The sequence below is a fragment of the Pseudopedobacter sp. genome, assembly GCF_040392825.1.
Taxonomy (GTDB): Bacteria; Bacteroidota; Bacteroidia; order Sphingobacteriales; family Sphingobacteriaceae; genus Pseudopedobacter.
Genome location: NZ_JBEBVH010000124.1, coordinates 1 through 11,026, shown reverse-complemented (window position 1 = coordinate 11,026; position 11,026 = coordinate 1). Strand labels below are relative to the sequence as shown.

The window sequence follows — 11,026 nt, the reverse complement described above, 5'->3', positions numbered from 1 at the left end:
AATTACTATAGATGTTGCTTATAAATATTTCCAGACAGATAAAAGAAAGTTCATTATAGCAGATACACCAGGCCATATTCAATACACAAGGAATATGGTTACCGGTGCATCTAATGCCGATTTAGCTATTATTCTGGTAGATGCCAGAAAAGGAGTGATTGAGCAGACTATTCGCCATACTTATTTAGTTTCTTTGCTGGGTTTAGAACATGTTGTTCTTTGTGTGAACAAGATGGATATGGTAGATTACAGCGAAGAAGTGTTTAATAATATTAAAACAGCTTACGAAGCGCTTATAGCAAAAGTAAATGTTAAACATGTACATTACTTACCTGTAAGTGCTTTAAGAGGAGATAATATTGTAAGCAAATCTACCTCTACTCCCTGGTATGACGGCTTGCCTTTATTAGATTACTTAGAAACCGTACCTGTAAGAGAAGAAGATAAAACTTTGCCAGCAAGATTTCCTGTTCAATGGATTATCAGACCTCAGACAGCAGAATTACCAGATTACAGAGGTTATGCCGGTAGAGTAGCAAGCGGTTCTTTTAAGGTAGGAGACAGCGTAAAAGTTCTTCCAAACGGGATGCGTTCTAAAGTAGAAAGAATTGAAACTTATGACGGAGATTTAGAAATTGCAGAAGAAGGCCAGTCTGTAACCATTCATTTAGCTGATGATATTGACATCTCTCGCGGAGATATCATTTCTGAAGTAGACAGGCTGCCAATGTTAAGCAACCAGATTGAAGCAGATATTTGCTGGATGGATACCAGAGAATTGGATACTTCTGCTACCTATTTTATTCAGCATAACAGCAAAATTACCAGATGTAAAATTCAGGAAATACTTTATAAAGTAAATATTAATACTTTAGAAAAAGTGAATGCAGATTTCTTCGGATTGAATGATATTGGCAGGGTTGAGATAAAGACTGCTGATGAACTGGCATTTGATGCTTTTGAAAAAAACAAAGGAAACGGCGGTGCAATAATTATTGACAGTAGAACAAATGTAACAGTAGGCGCTTTAATGTTAAGAGCGGCATTGTAGTTATAAAAACAGATACCATATTGAAAAGGCCAGGATTTTATTCTGGCTTTTCTTTTACCGTAAATTTGTAGAACAATCTATTATTTTTTGTTATTGGATACTTTGGAATAGTAATATATACCACAAATGATAGTAATGATACCAAAGCATCCCAATGCAGATGGGAAACTGGCGTTTAGAAACATTATCTCAGCGATTAAGGTAATTATAATCTCTACCGATTGAGTTGCCTCTACAGCTCCTAATACCTCTGCATTATTGCCTGCCATTTCTGTAGCCCTAAAAAATATAACGGTGGCAATAATTGTGGAGAACAGTGCTATTAATCCCGATTGTATAAGCTGAGATTCTGTAGGTAATCCGCTTCGTTCGTAAGCCAGAAAAGATACTATTATCCATAAGGGCATAGAGCCGAGAGTCATACAGGCAACGCGTTGTACAGGCGATAGCTTGTTTGCTGAATTTTCCTGGTACAGAAGAATTTTTCTATTACCTAAAGGAAAGAAAGTGGCTGCTAAAATAACTAACACGGTACCCCAGATTAACTGCGAAGATTCTTCTCTTTTTATTTCACCAATCTGCGATAGCGCAACACCTAATAATATTATACAACTGGCATAAAATGCCTTTTTAGAGATAATTTTCCTGTTGTCTTTATAAATGAAAGGAGAAAGCAGTAAACCTGCTATAATGGTGCTTTGAAATGTTCCGGCTATTAGCCATGCTGGACTAATGGCTGCTGCTGCAGTAAGGCATAGATAAAACAAGCCGAAACCAATTGTGCCCCAGATAATCCAGGGTTTAGGGTTTTGAAAAAAAGTTTTGAAAAGTATTTTACCTTCTTTGTTAAAAAGAGCTATTAGTACTATAAAGGGAAGCGTAATCAAATATCGTAAGCTCGCAGTCCAGAGAAAGTCCCCACCAGACAAAGCCATACTTTTATTAAAAATATAAGTCGCACTAAAAAAGAGTGCAGAAACCAATCCTAAAAGTATTGCTTTATCAGTGCTTTTCATTGCGCTGCAAAAGAAGCAATTTATTTGTTGCTTTTTATCTTTTTTAGTTTTAAAAATTGAACTTCTCATTGCTTTAGTCTATTATGCCCGGAGATGCATTTTATAGAAACAGAAATGTTGGTTTTTCCGAACCACGAGTTTATAAAGGAATGTATGAGTTAATTCATTTGGAAGGCTATACATATGGGATAAGCACATAGTTGATAAATTATATTAAAATTCTATCGTTCCCTCAATTATAGGTTAAGCATATGCGGGTATTTTACAGCTTTTCTTAACGGAGAATATATTTTTATATCATTATAAAATGAGTGGACTCCAAATCTATTACCTAAAATGATATTGTAAATCCGGATAAGCAAACTATATTTGCACCCATGCTTCTTCAAAATTTAATTGTTGCTATAGTAGTAAACTTTATAGGGTATCTTCCCTTTGGTAATATCAATTTAACTACTGTACAACTTTCTACAAATAGAGGATTAAAACAAGCATTGATCTTTGTTACTACTTTTTCTGTTTTTGAAGCGTTCTTCACCTACCTGTTGCTGCAGTTTGCAGAGTGGTTTGCAGAAAAGAAAGATTTAATATATTGGCTGGATTGGATACTGGTGCTGATTTTTATTGTGTTGGGAGTAAGTGCATGGAGATCCGGAGGAAAACACGACTTTGAGGAAAAAGAGAGATGCCGAAAAAGAGATAGCATCAGGTTAGGGATAATTCTGGGGATTTTTAATCCAATGCAGATACCATTCTGGATGATTGGCGGTACTTATCTGATTTCTAACGGATGGGTTGATCCGGATAATCTCGGATTGGAAGTTTTTGCAGTAGGAGCAGCAATAGGAGCATTTCTTGCGCTTTATCTGTTTGCCAGATTTGCGATTTATATCAAAGAGAAATTTTCACTAAGCAGTAAGGCTATCAATAAAAGTGTAGCCATTATATTCTTTATACTTATTCTGGTACAACTGGGTAGAATCTATTTTTCTTTCTGATAAGGGCTTTGACATCCGCTATAAGTTTCCGCTGCAAATATTATTGTAACATTTAAGCTGTAAAGGTATTTGATTAAAAATTCATTCTACCTTTGCTGATGGTTGACTAAAGTCAATTTCATTCGCAGGGAATAAGATACTACATATACACTAACATCAAAAGTTCTTTCAAAAGAAGAGCTTTTTTTATGCGCCAAACTTTTTCAAAACAGCAATTTTGTCGGCTGCGAGCTGTGTTTTTAGTTCTTCCAGTGAATTAAATTTGATGTCATGCCTGATGAAGTCGTGGAACAGCAGTTTTATTTTACTATGGTAGATGTCTTCATTGAAATCAAAAATATTCACTTCGATATTTTGACTCATTCCGTTTATTGTAGGTCTGTGTCCAATGTAAGCCATTCCCTGGTAAACGGTTTCTCCCGAGACAGTTTCTGATGCGTAAAGGTTGGTGATTTCCTGATTTTTGTTTTTGGAAGATGGCTGTGTCATTACTTCGACAGCATAAATTCCATCGCAGGGAATCAGTTTGTAATCTTCTTCAATAAAAAGGTTGGCAGTAGGGTATCCTAAAGTTCTGCCAATCTGATCTCCTTTAATTACTTTTCCGTTTAAAGTGAAAATATGTCCCAGGAATTCGTTAGCTTCTTTTATCCTTCCATTTTGTAAGGCCATTCTAATCTTTGTGGAAGATATTGTAATTTCGTTAATATCTTGCTCTGGAATTTCGGTTACAGTATATCCATAAGCTTCCGAATAAGCCTGAAGTTCCGGTAATCCGCCAGATCTGTCTTTTCCAAATCTGTGATCGTAGCCGATAACTATTTTTTTAGTACCAATTCTATCTATCAGTACTTGTTTAATATATTCTTCAGGTGAAAGATTAGAAAAATCTCGGGTGAAAGGAGTGATGATCAAATGATCGATACCCATCTGCTTTAACAACTCCGCTTTTTCAGGCATAGTTGTTATTAACTTCAGACTTTGATCTTCGGGATGAAGAATCATTCTCGGATGTGGGAAAAATGTGAGAATAACCGTTTCACCGCCAATTTTTTTCGCTTCTTTCTTTAACTGAGAAATGATTTTCTGGTGCCCGATATGTACACCATCGAAAGTGCCGATTGTAACTGCAGCATTTTTTAGAGGAATAAACTCATCGATATGATTATATATTTTCATTCCCTGACAATCGTTATTTATAATCCGGACTTTGCTTGATCTCCTTAATATGATTTACCAGCTCCATTATTTCAAAAGCATCATTTACATGAAAATTGCCACTTTTGGTTCTTCTCAGTTTAGATAAATGCGCTCCAATGCCCAATTGTTTGCCGAAATCATGAGCCAGAGATCTGATATAAGTACCTTTAGAACAGCTTACCCTAAAATCTACTTCCGGAAGTTCGATCCTTGTTATTTCAAACTCCCTAATCGTAACTTTTCTGGCAGTAACTTCGACATCTTCACCTCTTCGGGCTTTTAAATACAGCCGTTCGCCATCTTTTTTAATAGCAGAATGGATGGGAGGGAATTGTGAAATTTCTCCGGTAAAATATTTTGTATTGATTTTTATCTGTTCTTCTGTAATAGCAGAAATATCAAAAAACTGGTCTGGTTCAGTTTCTAAATCGTAGGAAGGTGTTGTACTCCCTAAAGTGATAGTTCCTGTATATTCTTTCTCTTCTGCCTGATAAGTGTCTATTTGTTTGGTAAGCTTCCCCGTACAGATAACCAAAAGGCCTGTGGCCAAGGGGTCTAATGTTCCTGCATGCCCAACCTTTAGCTTTAAAGGTTTAAAACTATTGCGAAGTTTTCCTACAATATCGAAAGAGGTCCACTTGTAGGGTTTATTTATTAGTAAAACCTCGCCCTGTGTAAAATTAAATTCGGGAAAAGTTCTCGGTTCTTTTTCTTCAACCATTACATCACTTGTAAATTACTTCCGCTTAATAACAAAGCTAAAATAATTCCGCCTACTATTATTCTATATATACCAAAAGCTTTAAAACCATGTTTGCTAACAAAGCCTATGAAACTTTTAATGGCTATTATTGCCACAATAAAACCAACAACATTTCCAATAAGAAGAATATTAATTTCTTCACTTGTTAATACGCTGCCTTGTTTAAAAAAATCATACAACTTCTTTACGGTAGCACCAAACATAGTAGGTACCGCTAAAAAGAATGAAAATTCTGCTGCAGCTTTTCTGGTTAATTTCTGAGCCATACCACCAATAATACTTGCTCCCGATCTGGAAACACCCGGGATCATGGCAATACATTGGTATAAACCAATTTTAAATGCTGTCGGGTAACTAATATCGTTTGTCTTATCAATATTACCCTGGTTAAACCACTTGTCGGCATAAAGCAAAATAACCCCGCCCACAACCAATGAAATAGCAACAGCTAAAGGACTTTCCAATAAAGCATCTATTTTGTCGGAGAAAAGCAAGCCAAAAATAACAGCCGGAACAAAAGCGACAAATAGTTTAAAATAGAAGTCAAAAGATTGAAAAAATCTTTTGAAATACAATACTACTACAGATAGAATAGTACCTAACTGAATGGCTACGGTAAATAGTTTTACAAATTCGTCTGATTGTATGCCCATTAAAGAAGAGGCGATAATCATATGTCCGGTAGACGAAACAGGAAGAAATTCAGTTAAGCCCTCAATAATAGCCAAAATAATGGCTTCAATAATATTCATTATTTATTAAAAGAGTTCTTTTTTAAAATAGCGTAAAAACCTAATCCAAAACCAGCTATTACAACAATTGGTGCCAAAACAATTTTCCTAAAGCTATAGATATCCGTATCGCCAATCATTAGTGCAAATCCCAGTACAACGACAAGGATACTGATAATGAGAAACTGATAATTGCTTTTGTCAAATACAAAATTGACTTTGTTTTTATTTTGAGATTGATTAATCATGCTCTATCTGTATAAATCGTAAACTTTTAATTTCAGGTATTTCGTAACTGCGAAGTATGTACTTAGACAGGAGATTAAAATACCAACTCCAATAACTAAAATGAAGACCAGTCCAAATTCGAAGTAATTTCTAAGAATAACTAATTCCGGTATCTGTTGCTGTGCCAGGTATAAAGTTAAAACCAACAATATAATAGCGATTAAACCGGCAATTAAGCCATGAAGCATACCATACACAATAAAAGGTCTGCGAATAAAACCTTTAGTAGCGCCCACCAGCTGCATGCTTTTAATCAGAAAACGTTGAGAATATATAGCCAGGCGAATAGTGTTGTTGATTAATCCGACCGCAATAATGAGGAGAACGGCTCCAAATCCTAAAATAACCAAAGAAATTGTTCTGATATTTTGGTTGATCATATCTACCAATGATTTTTGATAGCGTACTTCATTGATTAGTGGATTACTCTGTAATTTTTTGCTAAGAACTGTAATGCTTTCATTATTAGCATAATCGGCTTTTAAATAAACATCAATAGAAGAAAGCAAAGGGTTGAAGCCCAGAAATTTGATAAAGTCTTCTCCTAAATCCTGTGTCAGATTTCTTGCAGCTAATTCTTTACTGATATATTGAGTGGATTTTACATACTCGTTGCTCTCAATTTGCTTTTGCAAAGCCAGAATATCAACTTCGTTAGTTCCCTCGTTGATAATGACATTAAGAACGATGTTTTCTTTCACATAATTTGATAGATTTCGACCATGTACAATGATTAAGCCCAATAAACCTACCATAAGTAATACCAAAGAAATACTAATTACAGTAGATACATATATGGCTTTCGTTTTTTTTGATGCTCTGCTATCTTCGAATTCTTCCATAGTTGTTCGATTATCTTGCGAAAATAATAAACATGAATGTAAAACAAGCATGTTTAACATGGTTTTAACGATTTGTGAAGATTAAAATTTTAGCGTGGAATTAAAAATACCCTTTTTTTGGTATTTTAATAATGATAAAAGCTTGTTTTATTTGTGCGCCGTAGGATAGGGAGGTTAATCTGTTTTATGGTTAATTAATCAATTAATTTAGAACTTTATTATTATGAAAAAAGCGCTATTGACTTTATTAATGTTTGCAGTAACAGCAACAGTTTTTACCGGATGTAAGAAAGATAAGGATGATGACAACGGATCTATAGAGGGCACATGGAGATCAACTAAAGAAGTTTATTATGCTACTGTAAATGGTACTAGACACGGAGATGAAGAAGTAGATAATCACTCCGATGCAAGATATGATATATTAACACTGAGTGGTGGGAAATATACAGTAAAAGAGTATTATGACGGTAAGTTGGAAGATACTGACGAAGGAACATATACTTATTCTAATGGTCAACTTGTCATTGATGGAGAAGCAACTCTTAAAGTAAAGATTAATGGAAACACATTAGTAATTGTTTCAGAAGATTTAGTTGATGGAGAAGCAAAAGCAGCTTATGTACATGAAACACATTACGTGAAACAGTAAAATTAAAATTTAAAGAGCTTAAATAAATAAGCCGTTTCGGGAAGCCGGAACGGCTTATTTATTTAATAACACTTCTTTATAAAAATTAAAATGACCTCTTCATATTAATTTTTTATTTTCGCATTTTATACGAAAAATGAATATTATATATTAAAATATTCATAATAATGGTTTTTATATCTAAAGGCGAATATGGACTATCAATTTAAGAATATCGAGAAGAAGTGGCAGCAGTTTTGGGCCGACAATGAAACATATAAAGTTGAGGTAGATGATTCTAAACCGAAATACTATGTGTTGGATATGTTTCCTTATCCATCCGGTGCAGGTTTACATGTAGGACACCCGCTTGGATACATTGCTTCTGATATTTTTTCCAGATACAAAAGATTGAAAGGTTTCAATGTACTGCATCCAATGGGGTACGATTCTTTTGGTTTACCAGCAGAGCAATATGCTATACAAACTGGACAACATCCGGCAATTACGACGGAAGCTAATATCAATCGTTACCGTGAGCAATTAGATAATTTAGGGTTTTCTTTTGATTGGAGTAAAGAAGTTAGGACAAGCTCCCCCGATTATTATAAATGGACCCAGTGGATTTTTATGCAACTCTTTAACTCATGGTACAATCTGGAGACAGATAAAGCAGAGCATATCTCGACATTGGTCCATAAATTTCAAACAGAAGGAACTGTCGGTGTGAAAGCAGTTAGCGATGACGATATAAGAAAAATGTTACCTTCTGATTGGTCTTCATTAACAGAAGAAGAAAAACAAGAAGAATTACTAAAGTATCGTTTAGCTTTCTTAAAAGAGAGCACCGTTAACTGGTGTGCCGCTTTAGGAACCGTATTGGCAAATGATGAAGTAATAGGTGGTTTTTCTGAACGGGGTGGGTATCCGGTAGAACAGAAAAAAATGATGCAATGGAGTATGCGTATTACCGCCTATGCAGAAAGATTGTTGAAAGGTTTGGATGTTATAGATTGGCCTGAGCCATTAAAAGAAATGCAACGTAACTGGATTGGGAAGAGTGTTGGAGCGATGGTTAAGTTTCGCCTCACCCCCAACCCCTCTCCGAAAGAGAGGGGAGTGCAGGATAGCGCATTTGGCTATGAAACTGCAAATTCAGCTGCCTGGAAATTATTGAAGGAAAACTCAAGGTTTAACCGTAAAAATCAAACTGATGCGGAAGAACTTTTATGGCAGTATTTGAGAAATAATGAAACCGGTTATAAGATAAGAAGGCAACATGTGATAGATGGTTATATTGCTGATTTTGCTTGTTTAGATAAGAGATTGGTTATAGAAGTTGATGGGGAATATCATAACAATGTTGAAGCAATAGAATACGATAAAATAAGAACCCAATTTTTAAATGAAGCAGGTTTTGATGTTATCCGTTTTACAAATGAAGAGGTCATTAATGAGACAGAGAAAATAGTTGCGGAAATTAAAGAAAAATTATCACAGCGTATTTCTTTAGGGCAATCAGCTCCCTCTCCTTCGGAGAGGGCGGGGGGTGAGGCCTATATCGAGGTTTTTACCACACGTGTTGATACCATTTATGGTGTAAGCTTTTTAGTTATTGCGCCAGAGCATGAATTAGTTTCTAAAATTACAACACCAGATCGTAAGGAAGAAATAGATCAATATATTCAACAAACCAAGAAAAAATCTGAATTGGACAGAATGGCGGATACAAAAACAGTTTCCGGAGCATTTACTGGAGCATATGCCATTAACCCATTAAACGGAGAAAAAGTTCCGGTTTGGATTGCTGATTATGTTTTAGCGGGCTATGGAACAGGTGCTGTAATGGCTGTTCCGTCTGGCGACCAAAGAGATTATTTGTTTGCAAGCCATTTTAATTTACCAATTATCCAGATTTTAGATACTCAGGTATTAGAAGGACAGGCAGACCCTACTAAAGAAGGAAAATATATCAATTCGGGTATTATAGATGGATTGGGATATAAAGAAGCAACGGCTAAGTTAATTGATTTTCTAGAGGAAAGGGAACAAGGATATGCTAAGGTGAACTTCCGTATGCGTGATGCGATTTTTGGCCGCCAGCGTTATTGGGGAGAACCGGTTCCGGTATATTTCAAAAATGGTTTGCCATATTTAATTGACGAAAGCGAATTGCCTTTGCTGTTGCCGGAAGTTGATAAGTATTTGCCAACAGAAACCGGCGAACCACCATTAGGAAGAGCTAAGGACTGGAAATATAAAAATGAGTATGAGTATGAACTAAGTACTATGCCAGGTTGGGCAGGTAGTAGCTGGTATTGGTACAGATATATGGATGCAAATAATGCACAGGAATTTGCTTCTGAAAAGGCAATAGATTATTGGAGAGATGTAGATTTATATATTGGAGGATCCGAGCATGCCACAGGTCACTTGTTATACAGCAGATTCTGGAATAAGTTCCTGAAAGATTTAGGGTTCGCTAAGGAAGAAGAACCTTTTAAAAAGTTAATTAATCAGGGAATGATTCAGGGACGTTCTAACTTTGTCTATAGAGTGATGAGTGAAGACGGAAGAGGAACAAATACTTTTGTTTCTTACGGCCTGAAAAGCAATTACCAAACAACAGCACTTCATGTAGATGTTAACATCGTTGAAAATGATGTATTGAATCTGGATAAATTCAGAAACTGGAGAGAAGAGTTTAAAGATGCCGAATTTGTATTGGAAGAAGGGAAATACATTTGTGGCGTTGAAGTAGAGAAAATGTCCAAATCTAAATTCAATGTGGTAAATCCCGACGATTTGATAGAAAGATATGGTGCAGACACTTTAAGAATGTACGAAATGTTCCTGGGGCCTTTGGAGCAAAGCAAACCATGGAATACAAATGGAATTGAAGGCGTTTTCAAATTCTTAAGGAAATTCTGGAAACTGTTTCACAACGATGCTTTTGAATTTCAGGTATCGGAAGACGGACCTACAAAACCGGAGTTAAAATCTCTGCATAAGTTAATTAAGAAAGTAGAGGACGATATAGAGCGTTTTTCGTTCAACACATCGGTGTCCAGTTTTATGATTACGGTTAATGAATTAACCGACTTGAAATGTAATAAGAGAACCGTTTTACAAGATTTGGTAATCTTACTTTCTCCTTATGCACCTCATATTGCCGAGGAGCTTTGGGCATTGTTAGGAAATAAGGCTGGTTCTTTGTCTGGTGCTGATTTTCCTAAGTTTAACGGCGAATATTTGGTGGAAAGTGAGTTCAATTATCCGGTTTCTATAAACGGAAAAACAAGAACTAACTTAAGTTTTGCATTGGATCTTGATCATTCGGAAATAGAAAAGCAGGTATTGGCAAGCGACCAGGTACAGAAATACCTCGAAGGAAAAGCACCTAAGAAAGTCATTATTGTAAAAGGAAGAATCATTAATATTGTGATATAACAAAAGGCGGTTTAAAACCACTCATGGTCGGAAGAAATTCTGGCCATTTTTTATGT

Annotated in this window: 10 protein-coding genes; 4 read left to right on the top strand and 6 right to left on the bottom strand. The window is 35.6% G+C overall.

The annotated features are described in order from the left end of the window. The coding region (locus ABWO41_RS10170) for a sulfate adenylyltransferase subunit 1 (RefSeq protein WP_353137322.1) at positions 1-1,051 on the top strand (1,051 nt) is incomplete at its 5' end. Positions 1,052-1,131: 80 nt separating this feature from the next. On the opposite strand, the gene ABWO41_RS10165 is transcribed toward ABWO41_RS10170, so the two are convergent. Continuing rightward, the gene (locus ABWO41_RS10165) at positions 1,132-2,067 is read right to left on the bottom strand and encodes a DMT family transporter (protein WP_353137320.1); all 936 of its coding nucleotides are present in this window, start codon (positions 2,065-2,067) and stop codon (positions 1,132-1,134) included. Positions 2,068-2,444: 377 nt separating this feature from the next. Here ABWO41_RS10165 and ABWO41_RS10160 point away from each other — a divergent pair, with 377 nt between their 5' ends. Then, positions 2,445-3,065, top strand: a complete 621-nt coding sequence (locus ABWO41_RS10160; RefSeq protein WP_353137318.1) for a LysE family transporter — start codon at positions 2,445-2,447, stop codon at positions 3,063-3,065. Between the two features lie 186 nt (positions 3,066-3,251). Here ABWO41_RS10160 and ABWO41_RS10155 read toward each other — a convergent pair whose 3' ends face one another. From ABWO41_RS10155 to ABWO41_RS10135, 5 genes are read right to left on the bottom strand one after another with little or no spacing between them, the layout of a single operon-like run. Then, positions 3,252-4,244, bottom strand: a complete 993-nt coding sequence (locus tag ABWO41_RS10155; RefSeq protein ID WP_353137316.1) for a bifunctional riboflavin kinase/FAD synthetase — start codon at positions 4,242-4,244, stop codon at positions 3,252-3,254. Positions 4,245-4,257: 13 nt separating this feature from the next. Continuing rightward, the gene (truB, locus tag ABWO41_RS10150; RefSeq protein ID WP_353137314.1) at positions 4,258-4,986 is read right to left on the bottom strand and encodes a tRNA pseudouridine(55) synthase TruB; all 729 of its coding nucleotides are present in this window, start codon (positions 4,984-4,986) and stop codon (positions 4,258-4,260) included. Further along, complete coding sequence (locus tag ABWO41_RS10145) at positions 4,986-5,780, bottom strand: undecaprenyl-diphosphate phosphatase (RefSeq protein ID WP_353137312.1); 795 nt, start codon at positions 5,778-5,780, stop codon at positions 4,986-4,988. The genes truB and ABWO41_RS10145 overlap by 1 nt, the downstream gene beginning before the upstream one ends. Then, positions 5,780-6,007: a DUF3098 domain-containing protein gene (locus ABWO41_RS10140; RefSeq protein ID WP_353137310.1), complete on the bottom strand. Its 228-nt coding sequence runs from the start codon at positions 6,005-6,007 to the stop codon at positions 5,780-5,782. Before ABWO41_RS10140 ends, ABWO41_RS10145 begins: the two co-directional genes overlap by 1 nt. A 3-nt stretch (positions 6,008-6,010) precedes the next feature. Then, positions 6,011-6,889 carry a cell division protein FtsX gene (locus ABWO41_RS10135; RefSeq protein ID WP_353137308.1) on the bottom strand — a complete coding sequence of 293 codons (879 nt, stop codon included), beginning with the start codon at positions 6,887-6,889 and terminating at the stop codon, positions 6,011-6,013. Positions 6,890-7,112: 223 nt separating this feature from the next. On the opposite strand from ABWO41_RS10135, the gene ABWO41_RS10130 reads away from it, so the two are divergent. Beyond that, on the top strand, positions 7,113-7,541 hold the full coding sequence (locus ABWO41_RS10130; RefSeq protein WP_353137306.1) for a lipocalin family protein: 429 nt from the start codon (positions 7,113-7,115) through the stop codon (positions 7,539-7,541). 192 nt (positions 7,542-7,733) lie between these two features. Beyond that, positions 7,734-10,970 carry a leucine--tRNA ligase gene (gene leuS / locus ABWO41_RS10125; protein ID WP_353137304.1) on the top strand — a complete coding sequence of 1,079 codons (3,237 nt, stop codon included), beginning with the start codon at positions 7,734-7,736 and terminating at the stop codon, positions 10,968-10,970. The last annotated feature ends 56 nt before the right edge of the window (positions 10,971-11,026 follow it).